Source organism: Brevibacillus sp. NL20B1, from assembly GCF_018195675.1.
Lineage (GTDB): Bacteria > Bacillota > Bacilli > Brevibacillales > Brevibacillaceae > Brevibacillus > Brevibacillus aydinogluensis.
The window spans coordinates 1-21711 of sequence record NZ_JAGTPT010000025.1; the positions used below are offsets into that span (position 1 = coordinate 1).

The following is a 21711-nucleotide window of genomic DNA, read 5'->3' on the forward strand; positions in this document are numbered from 1 at the left end:
TTTTCGTTACTCATCAGCGATGGCTCGGTAGCTCAGTTGGTAGAGCAGAGGACTGAAAATCCTCGTGTCGGCGGTTCGATTCCGTCCCGAGCCACCATATACAGGGGCATAGTTTAACGGTAGAACGAAGGTCTCCAAAACCTTTGGTGTGGGTTCGATTCCTACTGCCCCTGCCATTGCGTGGCGGTCGTGGCGAAGTGGCTAACGCATCGGATTGTGGCTCCGACATTCGTGGGTTCGATTCCCATCGATCGCCCCATTTTTAATCTCATATTGGGGCATAGCCAAGCGGTAAGGCAACGGACTTTGACTCCGTCATTCCTAGGTTCGAATCCTAGTGCCCCAGCCATTTATGCGGACGTAGCTCAATTGGTAGAGCGTCGCCTTGCCAAGGCGAAGGTCGCGGGTTCGAGACCCGTCGTCCGCTCCATTTGTCTCCTCGATAGGCTTTGGGCGGAACATGGTCAGCCCATGCCGAATATAAATAAAACAGAACATGGAGGCATAGCCAAGTGGTAAGGCACGGGTCTGCAAAACCCTTATTCCCCGGTTCGAATCCGGGTGCCTCCTCCATAAACGTGCCGGTATGGCGGAATTGGCAGACGCGCGCGACTCAAAATCGTGAGGGAAACCGTGGGGGTTCAAGTCCCTCTACCGGCACCATTACATAACGAAACAGCTCTTAAGATGCGAACCGTATCTTAAGAGCTTTTTTTGCGTGCAGCTGAAATGGAACCGTACAAAGCGCGATTTTTGTGATTCGCGTCACATTGCCGAATGTCCGACAGCGGTAAACTGTTAGACAGAAGCATCGCCATTTCATTAGACGAGGAGGCCGGAACATGGGTCAGACATTCAACGGTTCCGAAACGATCGGTGACATTGTAGCCGGTTTTCCCGGCGCCAGCAATTTGTTGAGGGAATATCAGATCGATTTTTGCTGCGGCGGCAACCGCACGTTATCCGCGGTGCTGGAGCAGCAACAGATTGACAAGAGCGCGTTTCTTGCACGTTTGAATCAAATGTTTCAGCAGGCACAGGAGAAACGGGGGCAGGATACAGACTGGCGGGAGGCGAGCCTATCCGATTTGATCGACCATATCGTGCAAACCCATCATGCCTATTTGCTCAAAGAACTGCCGCTGCTCAGTGAATTTACTACCAAAATCCTTCGGGTGCACGGTCAGATGCATCCGGAGTTGGCCCAACTTCACAAACTGTTCCATCAAATGAAGATGGAGCTGGAGCAGCACCTGATCACGGAAGAGGAAATGGTCTTTCCACTGATTCGCAAAGCTGAACAAACAGGCGCTGAAGCAGACATCTCAAAGGCCGTAAATACGATTGAGGAGTTGGAAGCCGACCACAGCGCTGTGGGCACACTGTTAAAAGAAATGAGGGCGGTCACGCAAGATTATCGGCTGCCTGAAGGGGCATGCCGGACGTATACCCTGACATTTCAGAAGCTCGAAGAACTGGAATCGGATTTGTTCGAACACATACACCTGGAAAACAATGTGTTATTTCCGCGTGTAAAACGGTAAGATTGCAGATATGGAGGAAAACGTTTGACAAGGCCCAGTGAACCTGGAGGGGGATCGGATGAAAAAGGGATATATACCCAACCAACATGGGGCCTGGGCGATGCTGCTTATTCCGTTTTTATTCGGCATGTTCGCGGCAAAGCCCGTTTGGCTGCATGTGCTGCTTTTTCTCGGCTGGTTTCTCGCCTACTTGTTCTCGTACGCTTTTCTGCAGTGGCTGCGGACGAAAAAGACCACGATCTACCGGAGACCGATGCAGGTATACGGCAGTTTGCTGATTCCAATCGGTTTCCTGCTGCTCGTATTGGACCCGGCACTGGCGCGGTTGGTTCCGTTTTTCATCCCGTTGTTTCTCGTCAATTGTTATTACGCCAGGCGCAATCAGGAAAGGGCCCTTCTCAACGACCTGGCCGCTGTCGTACAGTTCAGCCTGATGGTGTTTGTTGCGTATCAGGCGGGGGGAGGAACCGATTGGAGGCTTGCGGCTGAGCTGTTCGGATTCAGCATCCTGTATTTTACGGGAACGGTTTTTTACGTAAAGACGATGATTCGGGAAAAGCACAATGCGATGTATTACAGATTCTCTGTCATGTACCATCTTGCTCTACTCGTCGCAGGGGCGTTATGGTTCCCTCCCGGGTTGTTGGTGCCGCTGACCGTTTTGGCTGTTCGGGCCGTCTGGTCACCGCACACGAAACTATCCGTCAAACAGACGGGCATACTTGAGATTGCCTATTCCGTGCTGATTGCCGGTACAGTGTTGGTCGTGTATGTGGCATAAAATGAGCCTTTCCTATGCGCAGGGCTGTTGTGGGGGGCCGGAATCGTGCCGCATATCTGCACCAGTTGCCAACCAGACTAAATCCTGCATGGATACGGTTTTGAGCGTTTCAAATGTGCACATAAAAAACGAAAGGAGCATCTTGTATGGAACAAATGCCTCATCATTGTGGCCACATGATGTCGGAAGGCCGAGCCCAGGTAGCACTGTGCGAACCGCTTGCCCAACTGAAACGCGAGCACGGACCGCTTCGGGAACAAATGGATGCGTTTGCCCGGGAGGCGGCTGAAATCGGCGCGGATCAGGAAACAACGGACTGGACCGCTCAGCTTGCAGCGCTGAAACAAAAAGTGGAAGCCTTTGTGAGAGAACTCGACCCTCATTCGGAACGGGAAGAAGGTGCGCTCTTTCCCCTCATGGCAAAATATATTGGCAGACAGATGGGGCCAATCGCCGTGATGGAATATGAACACGAGTTGGCCAAACAAAACTTGAAGAAATTCCTGGAGGCCGTGGAACAGTTGGAGGGGACGGCGGATGCCGGACGGGCGAAAGAGATTGCTTCCTATGCGCTTCAGGCCCATGCCGTCTTAACCGATCATTTCATGAAAGAAGAAAACGTGCTGTTTCCCATGGCGGAAAACATGTTGAACGCGGAAGAAAAAGCAGAACTCAGCCGTGCGGTTTGCCGTGATTCCATTTGACAAAGCAGGGCAAGTGCCATTCGGGAGTGCATTCCACATGCAGCCATAAGGAAGCCGGTTCAGCACTGTTGGTATCACCCATCCGAATGTAAGCGGCGGTTCAGCCATTGCTGCAGAACAATGGCGTGGTTGTGGACGGGATCTTTTGCGGCATAAACAAGCGTGACGTTTTTTTCAGACGCGAGTTCCCATATCCGATCGACGAGTCTGCACCGGGTCGGATCTTCTGACAATTCCAGTTCGTATCTTCGCGTAAATTCCGCAAATCGCTCCGGTTGATGACAGAACCACTTGCGCAATTCGGGACTCGGAGCGATTTCTTTCATCCATTCATCGAGGGACGCCTGCTCTTTTGAAATGCCGCGCGGCCAGAGCCGGTCGACCAGAATGCGTACGCCGTCTTCCGGAGAGGGCGGTTCGTAAATGCGTTTTAACCTTATAGTTGATCGGTTCGCTGCGTTCATCCGGCAATCAACTCGCACACAGTCAGCATGGTCAACAGTCAGCCTTCTTTCGTGAATTGTGTTGTAAAATGGCAATGTCTTTAGACCCGGCAAATTTCCTTCGGGCAGTTTTCACACTGGCACGTATCACGCAGGTAATCCAAGTCCTGGATGACAATATGCCCATCTTCGTAAGAAATGACACCCGCTTTTTTCAAATCCCCGAGGATGCGGTTCACGCTTTCCCGTGTTGTGCCGATCATATCCGCCAACTCCGAGTTGGTCAACTTTTTGGAAATGAGGATGCGCCCGCCTTGTTCGATTCCATATGTATTCCCCAAACGAATAAGCAGCGAACACAGAATTCCCAGTTTGCCGAACAACATCAAATCGCGCAATTTGGATTGCGTCAACCGATTCATCAGTCCGATCCACTTCATGAACTCTACGGCCAGATCGCCATGCTGCAGCAGCAACGCTTCCAGGTCTTGTTGCTGGATGATTCCGACGTCGGCATCCTCAAGAATTTCCGCGCCAAAAAAATGAACAGATTCGCGAAAAGGGTCCACTTGGCCGAAGAGATCTCCTGCCTGATGCGTGTAAATGACCAAGTGTTTGCCGTCATCAGTCGCTTTGGTAATGCACACCCTTCCTTTATGGAGAAAGTACAGTTTGTCCGCCGGGTCCCCTTCCCAAAATAAATGCGATCCCGCAGGAAAATGGTTGTCGCACATGATTTCCTTCAGTTTGGCAAAATTCCCCTCTGAAAAGCAGGACGTATTCCGAATGCTCCCTGCGAGATCCGCTTTTATCATCGGTGGTTCCCTCCTGTTTCGATAATCCCGATTCACCATATATAAACGGAGCCGCATGTGGTGTGAACAGCATAACACGAAAGGACATAGCAAGACCACATGATGAGGAAATTTCGTCCAAAATACCCAACTCAGTATTCCCCCGTACGTGCTGGTTTGCTTTACGTTTTTCATCATAAAAAAAGGGAGGTGCCGCTATTGTGATCTTGGTCACATATCTGCAACCTTTTTTCAGCGTGTGACCAAGATCATTCGTGATGCGGAACTGCGGTGTTATTATGATGAGTGCAGGACAGGTCAGGACTGAAAGAGAAGAGGCGTCGAGCTTTATGGATAAATCAATTCATTTTGAGACGGTAGAGATTCGCCCGTTCATGATGGGAAGGGACGTGGTCTTCCTGGTTACCGGGGGGACGGCCCACATCGGGGCGTCAGCAACAGCATACGTCACCAATGATCAGGACGTACAAGTTGAGGTGTTGGCTCTGCCCGGCCATCGGGAAGGACCGCTCGCTGCCGAACTGGCAGAGACGGCATGCCGCACACTTGGCCGCACCGTCGCTGTATTGGCGGGGATCCATCTGGATCAACCGTCCCGCCAGGACATTGAAACAGTCGTTGCCGAAGCGAAAAGAAAAATGAGCCAGATGCTTGATCAATGGAACAACGGGCAGAAATGAGGCATGAAAATGACGGCGCATACGCCAACCGCCCGGTGTATGCCGCAAATCGGCGGATGAACGTAGCTGGGGAAAAAGCGGACTTCTTCGTACGGAGGAGTCCGCTTTTTGTCGATTTTTTGAAACCTGGTGTTTATCGGGCGTCCAACGCGGTGATATTGTGATTTTTTTCACATGAAAAGTGAACATGGAATGCTACATTGAGAAGCAACGGGATGAACAAAGCATAGCGCCGCACCTACAACAAGGGAGGTATATCATGGGCAAGAAAACGCCATTGTTTCAGAAACTGAGATACTTCTCCAAACGGGAACAATATTCCGAAGGCTGGAGTGAAATGTCCCCCGAGAACCGGGACTGGGAAGATATGTACCGCAGGCGGTGGCAGCACGACAAGGTCGTACGTTCGACCCATGGCGTGAATTGCACCGGTTCCTGCAGCTGGCAAATATTCGTCAAAGACGGCATTGTCACGTGGGAAACGCAACATACGGACTATCCCTCGACCGGTCCGGACATGCCGGATTTTGAACCGCGCGGATGTCCGAGGGGAGCCAGCTTCTCCTGGTATTTGTACAGCCCGCTGCGCGTCAAGTACCCCTACATACGAGGCGCGCTCCTCGACTTGTGGAAACAAGCGAAAAACAAAGAGAAAGACCCGGTGCGGGCATGGGCCAGCATTGTGGAAGATCCAAAGAAGGCGAAGCGCTATAAATCGGCCCGCGGAAAAGGCGGGTTTGTCCGCGTCTCCTGGGATGAGGTGACGGAAATCATCTCGGCGTCGATGATCCATACGATCAAAAAGTACGGACCGGATCGGATCATCGGGTTTTCGCCGATTCCGGCGATGTCCATGGTCAGCTATGCGGCTGGCTCCCGCTTCCTTTCGCTCATAGGTGCACCGCTGCTCAGCTTCTACGACTGGTACGCCGATTTGCCGCCGGCATCGCCGCAAATTTGGGGAGATCAGACGGATGTTCCGGAAAGCAGCGATTGGTTCAATTCCGGCTATATTCTCGTATGGGGGTCCAATCTGCCGATGACCCGGACGCCGGACGCCCATTTTCTTGCTGAGGCCCGCTATCGCGGCACGAAAGTCGTCTCCATCAGTCCCGATTATGCGGAGTTCGTCAAATTGGCCGATACGTGGATGTCGGTCAAGCCCGGGACGGACGGTGCGCTCGCCATGGCGATGGGGCACGTGATCCTGAAGGAATTTTATGTCGAGAATCAGACTGATTATTTTCTGCAGTATGCCAAACAATATACGGATTTCCCCAACCTGGTGCTGCTTACGGAAAACAACGGCGCGTATACGGCCGACCGTTTCCTGCTGGCGGAGGACCTGGGAGCTGCGGGAAACAACGTTCAATGGAAAACGATGGTGTACGACGACAACAGCGGGTCTTTCGCCGTTCCCAACGGCAGCCTCGGTTTCCGCTGGGGCGAAGAGGGCCGATGGAATTTACGCATGGAAGACGCGAACGGAACCGCGATCGACCCGCGCATTTCCCTGCTGGGTGTCCATGATGAAGTGCTGACGATTCAGCTCCCGTATTTTGACGACGACGGCCGGCACGTGATGGAGCGAGCCGTACCGGTCAAGCGAATTGAACAGGGCGGCAAAACGCTGTTCGTGACGTCCGTCTGCGACCTCGTGCTGGCCAAGTACGGGATCGACCGGAACCTGGGGGACTCGTGCCCGAAGAGCTACGATGACGACCAACCGTTCACGCCGGCCTGGCAGGAGAAAATTACGGGCGTGGACCGCCATACTGTCGTGCAAATCGCCCGCGAGTTTGCGCAAAACGCGGTGGAGACGAAGGGACGGTCGATGATTATTTTGGGCGCCGGGATTAACCATTGGTACAATTCCGACGTCATCTACCGGGCGATTATCAACCTCGTGCTGATGACCGGCTGTCAGGGCGTCAACGGCGGTGGCTGGGCGCACTATGTCGGCCAGGAGAAGCTGCGCCCCGCGGAAGGCTGGCAGACGATCGCCTTTGCCAGGGACTGGTCCTTGCCGCCGCGTCTGCAAAACGGGACGTCCTTTTTCTACTTCGCGACCGACCAATGGCGCTATGAAGATACTCAGATCGAGAGTCTGGTGTCACCGCTGGCGGGGAAAGCCAGATACGAGCACAGCGCCGACTATAACGTGCTGGCAGTAAGGCTTGGTTGGCTGCCATCCTATCCGCAGTTCAGCCGCAATTCGCTGGAACTGTACCGGGATGCAGAGCGAGCGGGTGCCCGCACCAGGGAAGAGATCGCCGCTTATGTCGCCGAACAGCTGAAAAATCGAACCTTGAAGTTTTCCATCGAGAATCCGGATGACCCGGCTAATTTTCCGCGTGTCCTGTTTGTATGGAGAGCCAACCTGATTTCCAGTTCCGGCAAAGGGCACGAATATTTTCTCAAACATTTGCTGGGCACCTCAAACGGGCTGCTGAACGAGGACAACATCGGGCTGCGTCCCCAGGAAATCGAGTGGAAGGAGAATGCGCCGGAAGGCAAACTGGATTTGCTCGTCAACCTTGATTTCCGGATGGCTGGCACGGCGCTGTATTCGGACATCGTGCTGCCTGCCGCGACCTGGTATGAGAAGAGCGATTTGAGCAGCACCGACATGCATCCGTTTATTCATCCGTTCAATCCGGCCGTGTCCCCCCAATGGGAATCGCGTTCGGACTGGGAGACGTTCAAGGAACTGGCGCGCGCTTTTTCGACGATGGCCGCCCGGCAGTTCGACGGGCCGCAAAACGATATCGTCACCACGCCGCTCCTGCACGATTCGCCGGATGAACTGGCGCAGCCGTACGGGCTCGTGCGTGATTGGAGCAAGGGACAATGCGAGCCGGTTCCGGGGAAAACGATGCCGCACGTTCACGTCGTCGAGCGGGATTATGCGTCCGTGTACGAAAAAATGATCTCCCTCGGCCCGCTGGTAGAAAACAAACCGTTTGGCATAAAAGGCATTGTCTGGTCCGCGTCGGACGAATACGACCGATTAAAGCGCGTGCTTGGCGTCCGGAGAGGTAACGGGGTTGCGGCGGGATGTCCCGATTTGAGTACGGACCGGAATGTGGCCGAGGCCATTCTCACGCTTTCTTCGACCGCAAACGGAAAAATGGCGGTCAAGGCATGGGAAGCGCTGGAGAAGAAAACGGCGCTGCACCTGAAAGATTTGGCGGAAGAACGGGAGGAAGAATGTTTCACGTTTGAGGAGATCACCGCAAGGCCGAAAACGGTCATCACCTCCCCCGCGTTCAGCGGTTCGGAAAAAGGCGGACGCCGCTATTCGCCGTTCACCACCAATGTGGAGCGGCTTATTCCGTGGCGAACGTTAACCGGGAGACAGCAGTTTTACATCGACCATGAAATGTTGCGCGAATTCGGCGAGACATTGGCGACATTCAAGCCGACCCTCAAACATGCGCCGTTTCATCCAAACAGCAAGCGGCCGGTCAAGGACGGCAAGGAAATTGTCCTGAACTACCTGACGCCGCATAACAAATGGTCTGTTCACAGCATGTACTACGACGCGCTGCCGATGCTGACGCTGTTCCGCGGGGGGCCGACGATCTGGTTGAACCACGAGGATGCGGCCGAAACGCAGATCGCCGACAACGACTGGATCGAATGCTTCAACCGCAACGGCGTCGTCGTGGCCCGCGCCGTCGTGACACATCGCATTCCACGCGGGATGGCGTTCATGTACCATGCTCAGGACCGCCATATCCACGTTCCGGGAACGCCGATTACAGAGACCCGCGGCGGTACGCACAACAGCCCGACCCGCGTCCATGTCAAGCCGACGCATATGATCGGCGGTTACGCCCAACTCAGTTACGGGTTCAACTATTACGGACCAACAGGCAACCAACGGGATTTGAACGTCATCATCCGGAAATTGCAGGAGGTGGATTGGCTTGAACATTAAAGCGCAGGTCGGCATGGTGATGAATCTGGACAAATGCATCGGCTGCCACACGTGCAGCGTCACGTGCAAAAACACGTGGACAAACCGCTCCGGGGCAGAATACATGTACTGGAACAACGTGGAGACGAAGCCGGGCATCGGATATCCCAAACAGTGGGAAGATCAGGAACGGTACAACGGCGGATGGGAATTGAAGAACGGCAAGCTGGAACTGAAATCGGGAACACGGGCAGCGCGACTGCTGAACATTTTTCACAACCCCGACCAGCCGACCCTGGACGACTATTTCGAGCCGTGGACCTATGATTACGAAAAATTGACCGCCAGTCCCGAACAAAAGCATCAACCGGTGGCCAGGGCGAAATCGAAAGTGACCGGGAAATATATGGATTTGACATGGGGACCAAACTGGGAGGATGACCTGGCCGGAGTGAATGAGACAGGACGAGAGGACCCCAATCTGCGGGGGATCGAGGAATCGATCCTCATGGAGTTCGAGCAGGTGTTCATGATGTACCTGCCGCGAATCTGCGAGCACTGCATCAATCCGGCCTGCGTCTCGTCCTGCCCGTCCGGGGCGATGTACAAGCGGGAGGAGGACGGCATCGTTCTCGTCGACCAGAATGCCTGCAGAGCGTGGCGGTTCTGCGTATCGAGCTGCCCGTACAAAAAGGTGTACTTCAACTGGCAGACGAACAAGGCGGAAAAATGCACGCTGTGCTTCCCGCGGATTGAGGCCGGGATGCCGACGATCTGCTCGGAAACTTGCGTCGGCCGCATCCGCTATCTCGGCTTGATGTTCTACGACGCGGACAAAGTGAAGGAAGCCGCGTCGGTGGCGGATGAAAAAAATCTCTACAAATCCCAGTTGGGCATTTTCCTCGATCCGCACGACCCGGATGTGATCAGGGAAGCGCGGAGGGCAGGCATCCCGGAAGATTGGATTTTGGCGGCGCAAAGATCGCCGATCTATAAAATGGTCATGGACTGGGGCATCGCACTGCCGCTGCACCCGGAATACCGGACGCTGCCGATGGTGTGGTACGTGCCGCCGCTCAGCCCGATCATGAACCGAATCGAAGGGATAGGAAGCGAACGCGATCCATACGATATTTTTCCGGCGATCGACGGGATGCGGATTCCGCTTGAATATTTGGCCAACCTGCTCACTGCAGGTGACGTCGAGGTGATTCGAAACGTTTTGCGCAAGATGGCGGTGATGCGCATGTATATGCGGAACCAGCAGACCCAGAGAGCGACTGATCCGGCACTGCTGAGCGAAATCGGGATGGATGAGCAGACCGTCGAGGATATGTATCGTCTGCTGGCAATCGCCAAGTACGATGACCGTTTTGTCATCCCGCCGGCGCATCGCGAACAGGTGGCCGATCTGTTCCATGAGCAGGGCGGATGCGGACTGAGTTTTGCTGGCGGTCCCGGCTCGTGCGGCGTATTTTGATTTGATTGGAGAGGAGACGGCTCGTATGGATATCGGAACATCACAGCGCGTGTGCGGCCTGCTGTCGCGGCTGCTGGAGTATCCGAGCAGCGAGTGGCGGCAGCATCTGCCTGCGGCCCGCGAGATGGCGGCAGAGATCGCGGCTGCCGACGCGGAGGCGGCCAGACACATCGAAGCATTCCTGAATGCAGCCGAATCGGCAGGCGAGATCGCATGGCAGGAGCAATATGTGCGCACCTTTGATTTCGGCAGAACGACGAATTTGTATCTGACGTATGAGCAGCACGGAGAGGAACGGGAGCGGGGCGCGGCGCTGCTGGCATGGAAGCGCCGCTACGCCGAAGCCGGCTTCATCCTGGAGGACGGCGAGCTGGCTGATTACTTGCCGCTTGTACTGGAGTTTGCGGCATCGGCATCCTGGTCGGCGGCGCAGGAGGTGCTGGCCTGGAGCCGGCCTGCGCTGCACTCGATCCGGCTTTCGCTGGCAGAAGCGGGGAGTCCGTATACAGGACTGTTTGAGCTGCTGCTGCAGATTGTCCCCGAGGCGCCTGCGGAGCTTGCAGCGGAACCGACGCTGACAGGGAGGGGAGACAATTGAGCAAGATGGAGCTGTTCGTATGGGGTGTCTTGCCCTATATCATTGCGGCGATCTTTATCACGGCGATCATCTGGCGTTATGTGACGGATCCGTTCGGCTGGACATCCAAGTCCAGCGAGGTGCTGGAGAAGCGGATTCTGCGATGGGGCAGCCTGTTTTTCCATTATGGCCTCATCGCCGTGTTCTGCGGCCACATCGCCGGATTGCTCGTTCCCGTCTCCGTGTACCGCTCTTTGGGGATCAGCGACGAGGCGTATCACCTGGTTGCGATCGTCGGCGGCTTGCCGGCGGGCATCATTACGTTCATCGGCGTGCTGATCCTGCTGTACCGCCGGTTCGCCGTCGCCCGCATCCGGCTGACGAGCAGCGCCGGCGACAAGATCGCGCTCGTGGTGCTGGCGATCGTCATTCTCAGCGGCCTCGCGGCAACGGCGGCAAATGCGGCAAGCCACTCCGGCTTTGATTACCGGACGACGATCAATCCATGGCTGCGCGGCTTGTTCGTCTTCCAACCGGACCCCGAACTGATGCGGACGGTGCCGCTTGGCTTCAAGATTCATATTTTGACCACGTTTGTGCTCTATCTCGTCATGCCGTTCACGCGCCTTGTACATGTGTTCAGCTTGCCGCTCGGGTATTTGCGGCGCAGCTACGTGCTGTATCGGCGCAGAGGTGAAGCGGGGGCCGAAGCCGCGCTTTATGACCGGTAGAACAGGAAGGAGGCCATGGAAAGATGGGGAGCAAGGGAGCTTATCAACTGCCGCTGCAGACGATCAGCCTCGTCGTTGGTTTCATGGTGTGGGTGATTTTGTCGTCACTGATGCCTTTCATTAAGGAAGAAATCGCATTGACCAGCGCCCAGCTGGCCTGGGTGACGGCTATACCGGTCTTGTTCGGGTCAGTCCTGCGCATTCCCGTCGGGTACTGGACGAACCGTTATGGGGCCCGCAAGCTGTTCATGATCAGCTTCGTGCTGCTGCTTGCCCCCGTGTACTGGATCAGCCGGGCTGATTCGTTTGCCGACCTCGTCATTGGCGGCATCCTGCTCGGGATCGGCGGCGCGGTGTTCTCGGTTGGTGTCACCTCGCTGCCCAAATACTTTCCCAAGGAACGGCACGGCTTCGTCAACGGCATCTACGGCATCGGCAATCTGGGAACGGCGATCTCGTCGTTTGGCGCACCGGTCGTCGCCAGCTATATTGGCTGGTCCAACACGGTGATGAGCTACGGTATTCTGCTGCTGGCAATGGCTGGCCTCAACTTCGTGCTTGGCGACCGGCAGGAGACGCCGGTCAAGACGCCGCTTGGCCAGCAGATCAAGGATGTCTCGCGCAATGAGAAGCTGTGGCTGCTCTGCCTGTTCTATTTCTTAACGTTCGGTTCGTTTGTCGCTTTTACCGTGTATTTGCCCAACTTTTTGGTGAGCCATTTTCAATTGACCAAAGTCGATGCGGGGATGAGGACAGCCGGATTTATCGTGCTGGCGACGGCGATGAGGCCGGTAGGGGGCTGGCTTGGTGACCGGTTCAATCCGTTCAAAATTCTCATGCTCGTCTTTGCCGGGATGACGGTGGCCGCCGTGCTGCTGTCGTTCTCGCCGTCGATGCATTTGTATACGGTCGGCTGCCTGACCGTGGCGTTGTGCGCGGGCATTGGCAACGGCACGATTTTCAAGCTGGTGCCGCTCTATTTCACCAAGCAGGCCGGGATCGCCAACGGGATGATCTCGGCGATGGGCGGGCTGGGAGGCTTTTTCCCGCCGCTGATCTTGACGACGCTGTACAGCATGACGGGGCATTATGCCATCGGGTTTATGGCGCTTTCGCAGGTGGCGCTGGCCAGTCTGATTCTGGTGATCTGGCTGTTTTATCAGGAAAAGCTGCACCTGGCGGCCAACATTCTGGAGAACACAGTGGAAGCGATTGTGGTGACCGATACTGACGGCATCATTCGTTCCGTCAATCCGGCGTTTACGGCTGTAACCGGCTACAGCGCGGAGGAAGCGATCGGGCGGAAGCCGAGCATCCTGAAATCGGGCAAGCAGGACAAAAGCTTCTACGAGGCGTTGTGGCGCTCCTTGCGGGAGAAAGGACACTGGCAGGGGCAAATTTGGAACAAGCGCAAAAACGGAGAGATCTATCTGGAGTGGCTGACCATCTCGGCCATCCGAAACGACGCCGGCGAAGTCAAATACTACGCGGGCATGTTCAGCGACATCGGCAAGGCAGGCGAACCGACCGGCAACACAGGATAGACCCGCGGTTCGGTGGATCACTGTGCAGGCCTTTCACCCCGTCTTCAGTCTGAAGCCCCGAAACCATCGCGTTTCGGGGCTTTTCTGGTCCTGGGCGGCCAGGAGCGTCTGGAGGCTACTTCAGCTCTTTTTGCCGCTTCAGCGCCTCCAGGTCCATAATTACGATGCGATTGCGCTCGAACTTCAACAGCGATTCCTTGCTGAACTGATTCAGCAGCCGATTGACGCTTTCCCGGGTGGTGCCGATCGAGCTGGCAATCTCCTGGTGAGTCATCGGCAGGTTGATCGTAATGCTGTTTCCGTTTACTTCTCCATGCTGTTCTGCGAGCTTCAGCAGGAATGACAGCACGCGATGTTTGACGTGCTGTCCGGACAGCGATTGCAGCTTTTCTTGCAGTTCCACGATTTTATCCCCCATGACGCGCATCATCTTGACGGCAATCGATGGAGTGTTCAGCATCAAGCGTTCGAACAAACGGACGGGAATCGCCACCAGATGCGTATCAATGATCGCTTCCGCCGTCGCCGGGTACGGATTCTGATTGAAAAAGCCGGTGTGCGGAAACATGTCCACAGGTTTTAACAATGAGACAATTTGCTCGTGCCCGTTTTCGTCCGTTTTAAAGGTTTTTACCAATCCTTCTTGGATAAAGTAGACGGCTTCCTTCTCGCTTCCTTCCGAAAAAATGACGGACTTTTTGGGAATAAAGCGGGATATCGCGATTTCTGCTACCCGTTCCATTTCTTGATCGCTCAGATCATGGAACATGGGGACCTGCCTGAGAAACGCGGACATCACTTGCTTTTGCATCGCATTCTTTCCTCCATCAGCGTTGTATTTCGGGCAGTAACACTCGCCTTATTCCGCACCCGCCTTATCCTATATTTTACCTGAAATGGGGATGTCCCGACCTAAAGGCACCCTGCAGAATTCTACAGAATCATGAACGTTTGCCGCCGGATATTTCGTCACCAGGCCGGATTCAAGCCGTTTGTTGCAAACTGTGAAAAAGTGTTGAACAGTTCGGGAGATGTGATGGGCCTCACGTTTCGGCGTTTTATTTTGCCTTAGGATAAAACTGTCGCCGGCGTATTTTGGGAAGAGGAGGGAGTGTATGTTGCCTCCAGGGAAAGAAAGGGATTATCACGAGAATCCGTTTATCGTCATCTGGGAAGTGACCCGCGCCTGCGCGTTGAAATGCCTGCACTGCAGGGCGGAAGCACAGTATAAGGCGGATCCGCGGCAGCTTACCTTCGAGGAAGGGATCAAGTTGATCGACGACATTGCCGAGATGGACAGTCCGCTCGTTGTGTTTACGGGCGGTGATCCGTTAATGCGTCCCGATCTGTTCGATCTCGCCCGATACGCCATCCAGGAAAAGAAGCTGTCCGTTTCGATGACGCCGAGCGCTACGCCAAAAGTGACGCGGGAGGCGATACGGAAAGCAAAGGAAGTGGGATTGTCGCGTTGGGCTTTCAGCCTGGACGGCTCGTGTGCGGACATTCACGATCACTTTCGCGGAACAAAGGGTTCCTACGAACGCACTATGAGGGGCATTCACTATTTAAAGGAACTGAACATTCCGATTCAGGTGAACACCACCGTGTCAACGTATAACCTGCACGATCTTGAGGCCATTGCAGAAAAAGTCAGGGACATGGACGCCGTGCTGTGGAGCGTCTTTTTCCTCGTGCCGACGGGGCGCGGGATGATACAAGACATGATCACGCCGGAACAACACGAAGAGGTGATGAAATGGCTCGTGCACGTTCAACAAAGGATGCCGTACGGGGTGAAAACGACGGAAGCACCCCATTACCGGAGGGTGTTATTGCAGGAAACCGGCCGTCTCGGCATGGTTGCGGCCGAGGCCGGGACAAAACGGAAAGATGTGCTCGGCCGCGCCCCGAAAGGCGTGAATGACGGCGACGGCTTTGTGTTTATCAGCCATATCGGAGAGGTGTATCCGAGCGGATTTCTTCCGGTGGTATGCGGTAATGTCAGGGAACGTCCGCTCGCCGATATTTACCGGCATTCACCGATCATGAAGCAATTGCGCGACAAGTCGCTGTTAAAAGGGAAATGCGGCGTTTGCGAGTTTAAACAAGTTTGCGGCGGTTCGAGGGCCCGGGCCTATGCAGTCACCGGGGATTATTTGGCCAGCGACCCGTATTGCGCCTACGTGCCAAAAGAGTGGGATGCCTGTGAGCAAGACACGTGTGATGGAGGTGAATGAACATGCAATATAAAAAACTGTGGATTGTACTTGCGCTCGTGTTTGCCGCGTCTTTTGCGGTCCTTCTGTATTACGGCGGGGAAATTTATCAGGAGATGCCGCCTGTTCCGGACCGTGTCGTGACGAATACCGGAAAAGTCGTATTCACCGGAGACGATATCCGCGAAGGGCAAAACATATGGCAGCGCATGGGCGGCCAGGAGGTCGGCAGCATATGGGGACACGGGTCTTATGTGGCTCCGGACTGGACGGCGGACTGGCTGCATCGAGAACTGACGTGGATTCTCGACAAATGGGCGAACGACAGGTACCAAACGGATTACAGCAAGCTCTCCGATGTGCAGCAGGCGGAATTGAAAACATTGTTGAAACAGGAAATACGGACAAATACCTATCATCGCGAAACAAATGAAATCGTTGTTTCCGAAACGAGAGCGGAGGCGATCCGGGAGGTAAGCGCTTATTACGACAAAGTATTCGGCGACGACCCGGAGATGGCCAAATACCGCAAGCAAATCGCCATACCCGCCAATACGGTCGCCAGCGCTGAAGACCGCGCGAAACTGTCGGCGTTCTTCTTCTGGACGTCCTGGTCTGCGTCCACCAACCGCGAAGGGATGGACATCACCTACACGAACAACTGGCCGGGCGAGCCGTTGATCGACAATGTGCCGACGCGCTCTTCGCTGATTTGGTCGATCGTGAGCGTGATTTTGCTGATCGCCGGCGTGGGCGCATTGGCCTGGTATTTTGCGGTATTGCGAGGAAAAGAAGGGCATTCAGAAGCGACGGCTCCCGAAAAAGACCCGCTCATCGCGATTCAGCCGACACCGTCCATGAAAGCGACGTACAAATATTTCGGGGTCGTGACCGCACTGATCGTCGTGCAGGTGGGATTGGGCATCATTACTGCGCATTACGCGGTGGAAGGCGACGGCTTGTACGGCATTCCCCTCGCCGATTGGCTGCCTTACTCCGTCACGCGGACATGGCACCAGCAGCTGGCAGTCTTCTGGATTGCGACGGCGTGGCTTGCGACCGGTCTGTACATCGGACCGGCGATGTCCGGATACGAACCGAAATACCAGCGTCTCGGCGTCAACTTTTTGTTCTTCTGTTTGTTGGTGATTGTCGTTGGCTCCATGGCCGGGGAATGGGCGGCCGTCAAAGGATATATCAGCAATCTGACCCACAATTTTTACTTCGGGCACCAGGGCTACGAATATGTCGATCTGGGAAGGGCATGGCAAATTTTCCTGACGGTCGGGTTGTTCCTGTGGTTTTATCTAATGGCGCGCTCGATTTGGCCGGCGCTGAAGAAAAAGAGTGAAAACCGCCATTTGCTGACCTTGTTTCTGCTTGCGTCGGTCGCCATTCCGGTGTTTTACATTCCCGGTTTGATGTGGGGACAACACACGCATCTGTCGATATCGACGTACTGGCGCTGGTGGATCGTCCACCTTTGGGTGGAAGGCTTTTTCGAGGTGTTCGCCGCGGTCGTCATTGCCTTCCTCTTCTTGCGGATGGGATTGGTTCGAGCGGCAACAACGACTGCATCTGTTCTCTTCTCGACGATCATCTTTCTCTTTGGGGGAATTATCGGCACGTTCCACCATCTGTATTTTTCCGGCACACCGATAGGGGTATTGGCGTTTGGCGCAGTGTTCAGCGCTCTGGAAGTCGTTCCACTGCTGCTGATCGGCTTTGAAGCGTATGAAAATGTGAAGCACGGGAGAGCGAAGCCGTGGGTGGAGCGGTACAAATGGCCAATTGCCTTTTTTGTCGCCGTTTCGTTCTGGAATCTGCTTGGCGCCGGCATCTTCGGCTTCCTGATCAATCCGCCGATCGCCCTGTACTACATGCAGGGGCTGAATACGACACCGCTGCACGGCCATTCGGCGTTTTTCGGGGTGTACGGGATGCTCGGCATCGGGCTGATGCTGTTTTGCCTGCGCGGGTTGACCGGACAAAGACCATGGAAGACCAAATTGCTCCGCTTTTCGTTCTGGTCGCTAAACATCGGACTGCTCCTCATGGGCGTAACGAGCCTGCTGCCGGTGGGCATCCTGCAAACGCTGGCCAGCATGGAACACGGTATGTGGTACGCGCGTTCGGCTGAATTTCTGCAGCAAAATGTCATTCAAAACCTGGTGTGGTTCCGAGCCGTGGGCGATACGATATTCGCCTTGGGGATCGTCGGTCTGGCCTGGTTTGTCATCGGTTTGAAGACGGGAAAATCGTTCGTGTCTGATACGACTCACGCCGCTCAAGACAACAAGTCCATGCATATATAGCGAAACCGACTGGACGCGGCGGAATGGATAGCCGCCGGTCCAGTTCTGCGGTATGACACGATATGGAGGAGAAGATGAAGATCGAGCAAAAACACCGGCAAGACCGGTTTCGCAGACATGCCGTTCAGGTAAAGGAAGCGCAGAAGATGATCGAGCCGTATCTTGCTCCTCTGGATACAGAATTCGTTTGCCTTGAACAGGCTTACGGCAGGTATTTGGCGGAAGACATCGTTGCGGCACACCCGCTGCCGCATTTCCGCCGGTCCGGCATGGACGGATTTTCCGTTCGCACGGACGACATCCGGGACGCCTCATCTGAAAAGCCCGTTTGTCTGAAGGTGATCGAAAACGTTCCATGCGGTTTTGTTCCGCAAAAACGCTTGGAGCCGGGAACGGCTGCCAGGACGATGACCGGAGCGATGGTGTCAGAGGGGGCAGATGCGGTAATCCGGTTGGAAATGACGCGAGAATTTGAGATCGACGGGGAATCGTATCTTTCTGTAACGAGACCCATACAGCCGGGCGCCAATGTGTCGGAAGTCGGTTCGGAGCTGCATGAAGGAGCGGTGGTAGTAACGCGCGGACGTACCATTCGTTCCGGCGAAATGGCAATCCTGGCGGAATACGGGTATCACCAGGTGCAGGTGTTCCGCTCCCCTGTTGTCGCCATCTTTTCTACCGGTGCGGAATTGCTGCGAGTGGATGAGCCTGTACAACCGGGAAAAATTCGCAACAGCAATGCGCACATGCTGGCGGGATTGGTCAGACAAGCGGGAGGCGTGCCTCGATGGCTCGGGCAAATCGGCGATGACGTGGAGGAAGCCCGCATAAAGATGACGGAAGCTGTAAACACCGCAGACCTCGTGATCAGCACGGGCGGCGTATCCGTGGGCGATTATGATGTGTTAGCCGACCTGTTTCTTCAGTGGGAAGGGAAAACGTTATTCAACAAAGTGGCGATGAGGCCGGGAAGCCCGACTACTGCAGGCGTTCTTGACGGCAAAATCTGCATCGCCCTGTCTGGAAATCCGGGAGCGTGCTTTGTCGGCTTTCATCTGTTTGTACGGCCGGTGCTGCTGGGAATGCAGGGGTGCGGCGAAACACAATTGCCTGAATTTGCGGCCATACTGTCGGAGACGTACGCGAAAACCGATGCGTACACGCGGTATGTGAGAGGCCGGACTGTCGTTTCCGATGACGGTCACGTGTATGTAGAACCGGTTGGACAGGACAAATCCAGCGTCATGAGCTCGATTAAAGATTCCGATTGCCTGATTTGCATTCCTCCCGGGAAAGGTGGTGCGACAAAAGGCAGCCTGGTTACCGCCTTGCGCCTGCCGAACTGCTGAAACAGATGGACGATCAAAAACGGCGGCCATCACATCCGTGATGACTCGCCGTTTTTGTGCACTCAGTGCTCGCTTGCAAAAGCTACCGCCGCTGCGTCGGCTTCGCGATGCTCGAAGCGGAAGAGAAGATGCGCGAGTATTTACGCGGCAAGACGTTGGCGTGGTTGCATCAGGAGCTTGCTCATGTTTTGCCTGAACCTGTTCGCCAAGCGACGCGGGACTATTTTTCTGCAGGCAAACAAGCTTCCCGCAAATGAGGAGAGTGCTCCGTTTCACAACGAAGCATCGTACAGTTTCCTCGTGTATTCACATTTGTACCGAACCCGTTGGGATTACCAAATGAATCGGGCTTGTGGTAAGATGAAAAAGTCACAGGCAAGGCATGATCGACTGATGTGTTCCTACGATTATTTTTGCGAGATCGGATTTTGCACGCTGGAATCGGCGTGCTTTCTGTTTTCCTTCACAGAGCAGGTCAGTATGCCAGTGGCGGATTGACAACGAAAGGGTGTTGGGGATGCGTTACGGATTGCATGAACGGCCGCCTGTGGGCACAACCGTTTTGGCCTCCATGCAATGGCTGATTGTTACGGTTTCCAGCAGTGTCGCCATTCCGTTGGTGATCGGGGACGTGTACGGATTGCAGCCGGACGAAATCAGTCACTTGATGCAGCAGACCATGTTTTTCATCGGCTTGGCCTCTTTCCTGCAGACGTGGCTGGGTCACCGCTATCCGATGATGGATGGACCTGCTGGATTGTGGTGGGGCATCTTTGTCATATTGGCACAGATTGGTGCCAGTGTGGGAATGGGGCCGCGGCTGATCGGCCAATCGTTCCAGGTGGGGTTGATTCTGGCCGGCGGCTTGTTTTTGCTGTTGGGGATGCTGGGCTGGATCGGCAAAATCCAGCGCTGGTTTACGCCGCTCGTGTCCGGTACCTACATGATGCTGTTGGCGATTTCCTTGTGCAGCAGCATTGTGACCGGCATGCTGGGGATCGGCTACCGGCACGCGCAGGAAGTGCATCCCGGCATGGCCCTGGTGTCTGTCTTGATCGTCGCGCTGGTGCTCGTCTTTCTGCGCAGCAGGCGCTTGGCCAGCTACGCCGTGCTGTTGGGGATGGCGATCGGATGGGGACTGTACGCTGTGGTGGGCTGGACGGAACCGATCCGGCCCAGTGACGAGTGGGTGGTGCTGCCCACCCTGTTTTTCTGGGGAGAGCCCAAGTGGGATTGGGGGGTCATCCTGACCAGTCTGCTCACAGGGTTCGTCCTGCTGACCAATTTGGTCACCAGTTTGTCCGTCGTGGGCAAGGCAACCCAGTCGGAACCGACCATCCAGCAGTACAATCGGGGCGGCGTGTTTACCGGGGTGTCTCACATCCTGTCAGGATTGGCCGGGGTTGTCGGCATGATTCCGCTGTCGTTGGCGGCGGCCGTGATCCAGACGACGGGGATGGCGGCCCGATTGCCGTTCATGGCCGCGATGGCGGGGATGATGGTGATTGGCATGCTGCCAGCTGTCTCCCAGTTCCTGGCCGCCTTGCCGACGCCGGTCGCCTACGCCGGCATGTTTATCGCCTATACGCAGTTGCTTGGATTTGGCATCAAAGACCTGGCGTCAATCCGATTGGATGACCGGGCCATCACGATCGGCGGCAGTTCGCTCTTGGTGGGGATCGGCGTCATGTTTGTGCCGGCTTCGGCGTGGCAGCACCTTCCCCCGCTGGTGAGCTTTCTGTTTGGCAACGGGCTTTTGCTCGGCGTCGTGGTATGTCTGCTGTTGGAACACGTGGTATTTCCCCGGCCGGCGGATTCGGAGCCGGCGACAGAATTGCAAAAAGACGGCCGCTCTGCGTGACGGACCGTCTTTTTGTTTGGCATGTTGTCCCAGGAGAGGTTACGCAGTGACGAGATAGGAGAGCTGAGCCTCGCCACCGTTGATTTCCGTAAACATGCGGGCCGTCGCACCGAGTATTTCGTCCCGCTGTTTTGGCGACACGTGCTCGTGGAAAAAAATCACCTGCATCAGATTGCGGCTGTTGTCCGTGACGGACGTGCGCACCGAGTCGACGATCGGACTGCCGAATGCGCCCTGCTCATCTGCGAGCAGCAGTTTTCCCTCCATCTGCATGTCACGGCCGTTCAGCCCCTGGTAAGCGTCGGAGGCTTGTCCCAGACGGCAGACCACCGGAAAGTGCAGGTGATCTTCGTCGTAAATGCCGTACGGCAGGGCGTGCAGTACGGAGAAGAAGTTGTTGACGTCGACCGCGCCGTTGATCCAGAAAAACGGATGACCCTGCAGCAAGCGGCGAATCAGGGCTTCCGAGGAAGGACGGTAACGGGAGGGATCGATCCCCAGTCGCTTGAAGCAGGCTCGCCATTCACGCACGCCTTCGATCTCGGTCAGTTTGGCGAGATCCCGTTCCAAACGCAGCGATTCCACGAACAGATTGATGCGCCCCTGCAGCTTTTTGGGAGAGGGGCTTACGGTCACGCCGGCGTAGTGAATGACGCCCAGCGAAAGACGCGGCAGGCGTTCAACCACTGTGGAGTCCAAGCGTACCTTCATCGGTGTCACTCCTTGTCTCTCAACTGTTTTTTGGTAGT

Annotated in this window: 18 protein-coding genes, 7 tRNA genes and 1 pseudogene; 22 read left to right on the forward strand and 4 right to left on the reverse strand. The window is 55.4% G+C overall.

The genetic code is table 11. The annotated features are described in order from the left end of the window. Nucleotides 1-21: 21 nt before the first annotated feature. From KDN35_RS15565 to KDN35_RS15610, 10 genes are all read left to right on the forward strand, one after another. Nucleotides 22-97, forward strand: a tRNA-Phe gene (locus tag KDN35_RS15565). Nucleotides 98-102: 5 nt separating this feature from the next. Then, nucleotides 103-176 (forward strand) — tRNA-Trp (locus KDN35_RS15570). Nucleotides 177-183: 7 nt separating this feature from the next. Further along, nucleotides 184-259, forward strand: a tRNA-His gene (locus tag KDN35_RS15575). 15 nt (nt 260-274) lie between these two features. Then, a tRNA-Gln gene (locus KDN35_RS15580) sits at nt 275-349 on the forward strand. Between the two features lie 5 nt (nt 350-354). Further along, nucleotides 355-430 (forward strand) — tRNA-Gly (locus KDN35_RS15585). A 68-nt stretch (nt 431-498) separates the two neighbouring features. Further along, nucleotides 499-573, forward strand: a tRNA-Cys gene (locus KDN35_RS15590). Between the two features lie 7 nt (nt 574-580). Continuing rightward, nucleotides 581-663, forward strand: a tRNA-Leu gene (locus KDN35_RS15595). A gap of 179 nt (nt 664-842) precedes the next feature. Continuing rightward, complete coding sequence (ric, locus tag KDN35_RS15600; protein ID WP_212133182.1) at nt 843-1544, forward strand: iron-sulfur cluster repair di-iron protein; 702 nt, start codon at nt 843-845, stop codon at nt 1542-1544. A gap of 58 nt (nt 1545-1602) precedes the next feature. Then, nucleotides 1603-2325 carry a YwiC-like family protein gene (locus tag KDN35_RS15605; RefSeq protein WP_212133183.1) on the forward strand — a complete coding sequence of 241 codons (723 nt, stop codon included), beginning with the start codon at nt 1603-1605 and terminating at the stop codon, nt 2323-2325. Nucleotides 2326-2504: 179 nt separating this feature from the next. Beyond that, the gene (locus KDN35_RS15610; RefSeq protein WP_249179138.1) at nt 2505-3029 is read left to right on the forward strand and encodes a hemerythrin domain-containing protein; all 525 of its coding nucleotides are present in this window, start codon (nt 2505-2507) and stop codon (nt 3027-3029) included. Between the two features lie 74 nt (nt 3030-3103). Here KDN35_RS15610 and KDN35_RS15615 read toward each other — a convergent pair whose 3' ends face one another. Both KDN35_RS15615 and KDN35_RS15620 read right to left on the reverse strand, forming a co-directional pair. Continuing rightward, nucleotides 3104-3493 (reverse strand): DUF488 domain-containing protein, encoded by a 390-nt coding sequence (locus tag KDN35_RS15615; RefSeq protein ID WP_171566558.1) that lies wholly within the window; start codon nt 3491-3493, stop codon nt 3104-3106. An 80-nt stretch (nt 3494-3573) separates the two neighbouring features. After that, on the reverse strand, nt 3574-4461 hold the full coding sequence (locus KDN35_RS15620) for a Crp/Fnr family transcriptional regulator (protein WP_481752778.1): 888 nt from the start codon (nt 4459-4461) through the stop codon (nt 3574-3576). A gap of 155 nt (nt 4462-4616) precedes the next feature. Between KDN35_RS15620 and lpdD the strand changes: the two genes are divergently transcribed. The 7 genes from lpdD to KDN35_RS15655 all read left to right on the forward strand — a co-directional run bounded on the left by lpdD (nt 4617) and on the right by KDN35_RS15655 (nt 13221). Further along, the gene (gene lpdD / locus KDN35_RS15625) at nt 4617-4967 is read left to right on the forward strand and encodes a prenylated flavin chaperone LpdD (protein WP_171566560.1); all 351 of its coding nucleotides are present in this window, start codon (nt 4617-4619) and stop codon (nt 4965-4967) included. Beyond that, complete coding sequence (locus tag KDN35_RS15630) at nt 4946-5131, forward strand: hypothetical protein (RefSeq protein ID WP_212133184.1); 186 nt, start codon at nt 4946-4948, stop codon at nt 5129-5131. Before lpdD ends, KDN35_RS15630 begins: the two co-directional genes overlap by 22 nt. Nucleotides 5132-5223: 92 nt before the next feature. Then, nucleotides 5224-8910, forward strand: coding sequence for a nitrate reductase subunit alpha (locus KDN35_RS15635; RefSeq protein ID WP_212133207.1), 3687 nt, complete (start codon nt 5224-5226; stop codon nt 8908-8910). Next, the gene (gene narH / locus KDN35_RS15640) at nt 8900-10369 is read left to right on the forward strand and encodes a nitrate reductase subunit beta (protein WP_171566561.1); all 1470 of its coding nucleotides are present in this window, start codon (nt 8900-8902) and stop codon (nt 10367-10369) included. The genes KDN35_RS15635 and narH overlap by 11 nt, the downstream gene beginning before the upstream one ends. A 25-nt stretch (nt 10370-10394) precedes the next feature. Continuing rightward, complete coding sequence (gene narJ, locus KDN35_RS15645; RefSeq protein WP_212133185.1) at nt 10395-10967, forward strand: nitrate reductase molybdenum cofactor assembly chaperone; 573 nt, start codon at nt 10395-10397, stop codon at nt 10965-10967. Between the two features lie 5 nt (nt 10968-10972). Further along, the gene (gene narI, locus KDN35_RS15650; protein ID WP_212133208.1) at nt 10973-11677 is read left to right on the forward strand and encodes a respiratory nitrate reductase subunit gamma; all 705 of its coding nucleotides are present in this window, start codon (nt 10973-10975) and stop codon (nt 11675-11677) included. 23 nt (nt 11678-11700) lie between these two features. Continuing rightward, a complete protein-coding gene (locus KDN35_RS15655; RefSeq protein ID WP_171566563.1) occupies nt 11701-13221 on the forward strand; it encodes a nitrate/nitrite transporter in 1521 nt (506 codons plus the stop codon). A gap of 115 nt (nt 13222-13336) precedes the next feature. Here the strand turns inward: KDN35_RS15655 and KDN35_RS15660 are convergent, their stop codons facing one another. Then, nucleotides 13337-14032: a Crp/Fnr family transcriptional regulator gene (locus KDN35_RS15660; RefSeq protein WP_212133186.1), complete on the reverse strand. Its 696-nt coding sequence runs from the start codon at nt 14030-14032 to the stop codon at nt 13337-13339. Nucleotides 14033-14336: 304 nt separating this feature from the next. Here KDN35_RS15660 and KDN35_RS15665 point away from each other — a divergent pair, with 304 nt between their 5' ends. The 5 genes and pseudogenes from KDN35_RS15665 to KDN35_RS15685 all read left to right on the forward strand — a co-directional run bounded on the left by KDN35_RS15665 (nt 14337) and on the right by KDN35_RS15685 (nt 20962). Then, on the forward strand, nt 14337-15458 hold the full coding sequence (locus KDN35_RS15665) for a TIGR04053 family radical SAM/SPASM domain-containing protein (protein WP_171566565.1): 1122 nt from the start codon (nt 14337-14339) through the stop codon (nt 15456-15458). A 2-nt stretch (nt 15459-15460) separates the two neighbouring features. Further along, nucleotides 15461-17752 (forward strand): nitric-oxide reductase large subunit, encoded by a 2292-nt coding sequence (locus KDN35_RS15670; protein ID WP_212133187.1) that lies wholly within the window; start codon nt 15461-15463, stop codon nt 17750-17752. A gap of 74 nt (nt 17753-17826) precedes the next feature. Then, nucleotides 17827-19101, forward strand: a complete 1275-nt coding sequence (locus KDN35_RS15675) for a molybdopterin molybdotransferase MoeA (RefSeq protein ID WP_249179140.1) — start codon at nt 17827-17829, stop codon at nt 19099-19101. Nucleotides 19102-19196: 95 nt separating this feature from the next. Then, nucleotides 19197-19358 (forward strand): annotated as a pseudogene (locus KDN35_RS15680) (Rrf2 family transcriptional regulator); the annotation flags it as partial. A gap of 260 nt (nt 19359-19618) precedes the next feature. Continuing rightward, nucleotides 19619-20962 (forward strand): purine/pyrimidine permease, encoded by a 1344-nt coding sequence (locus KDN35_RS15685; RefSeq protein WP_171566568.1) that lies wholly within the window; start codon nt 19619-19621, stop codon nt 20960-20962. 39 nt (nt 20963-21001) lie between these two features. Here the strand turns inward: KDN35_RS15685 and KDN35_RS15690 are convergent, their stop codons facing one another. Further along, entirely contained in the window at nt 21002-21673 is a 672-nt protein-coding gene (locus tag KDN35_RS15690; RefSeq protein WP_171566569.1) for a B3/B4 domain-containing protein, read from the reverse strand. Between the last annotated feature and the right edge of the window lie 38 nt (nt 21674-21711).

What these genes read in the sequence shown, in the direction of transcription:
- KDN35_RS15690 (WP_171566569.1), bottom strand. Translation starts at nt 21,673, where the DNA reads ATGAAGGTACGCTTGGACTCCACAGTGGTTGAACGCCTGCCGCGTCTT.
- lpdD (WP_171566560.1), top strand. Translation starts at nt 4,617, where the DNA reads ATGGATAAATCAATTCATTTTGAGACGGTAGAGATTCGCCCGTTCATG.
- KDN35_RS15655 (WP_171566563.1), top strand. Translation starts at nt 11,701, where the DNA reads ATGGGGAGCAAGGGAGCTTATCAACTGCCGCTGCAGACGATCAGCCTC.
- KDN35_RS15665 (WP_171566565.1), top strand. Translation starts at nt 14,337, where the DNA reads ATGTTGCCTCCAGGGAAAGAAAGGGATTATCACGAGAATCCGTTTATC.
- KDN35_RS15630 (WP_212133184.1), top strand. Translation starts at nt 4,946, where the DNA reads ATGGAACAACGGGCAGAAATGAGGCATGAAAATGACGGCGCATACGCC.
- KDN35_RS15670 (WP_212133187.1), top strand. Translation starts at nt 15,461, where the DNA reads ATGCAATATAAAAAACTGTGGATTGTACTTGCGCTCGTGTTTGCCGCG.
- narI (WP_212133208.1), top strand. Translation starts at nt 10,973, where the DNA reads ATGGAGCTGTTCGTATGGGGTGTCTTGCCCTATATCATTGCGGCGATC.
- KDN35_RS15660 (WP_212133186.1), bottom strand. Translation starts at nt 14,032, where the DNA reads ATGCAAAAGCAAGTGATGTCCGCGTTTCTCAGGCAGGTCCCCATGTTC.
- KDN35_RS15610 (WP_249179138.1), top strand. Translation starts at nt 2,505, where the DNA reads ATGTCGGAAGGCCGAGCCCAGGTAGCACTGTGCGAACCGCTTGCCCAA.
- narJ (WP_212133185.1), top strand. Translation starts at nt 10,395, where the DNA reads ATGGATATCGGAACATCACAGCGCGTGTGCGGCCTGCTGTCGCGGCTG.
- KDN35_RS15620 (WP_481752778.1), bottom strand. Translation starts at nt 4,461, where the DNA reads ATGAAAAACGTAAAGCAAACCAGCACGTACGGGGGAATACTGAGTTGG.
- KDN35_RS15675 (WP_249179140.1), top strand. Translation starts at nt 17,827, where the DNA reads ATGAAGATCGAGCAAAAACACCGGCAAGACCGGTTTCGCAGACATGCC.
- KDN35_RS15685 (WP_171566568.1), top strand. Translation starts at nt 19,619, where the DNA reads ATGCGTTACGGATTGCATGAACGGCCGCCTGTGGGCACAACCGTTTTG.
- ric (WP_212133182.1), top strand. Translation starts at nt 843, where the DNA reads ATGGGTCAGACATTCAACGGTTCCGAAACGATCGGTGACATTGTAGCC.
- KDN35_RS15605 (WP_212133183.1), top strand. Translation starts at nt 1,603, where the DNA reads ATGAAAAAGGGATATATACCCAACCAACATGGGGCCTGGGCGATGCTG.
- KDN35_RS15615 (WP_171566558.1), bottom strand. Translation starts at nt 3,493, where the DNA reads ATGAACGCAGCGAACCGATCAACTATAAGGTTAAAACGCATTTACGAA.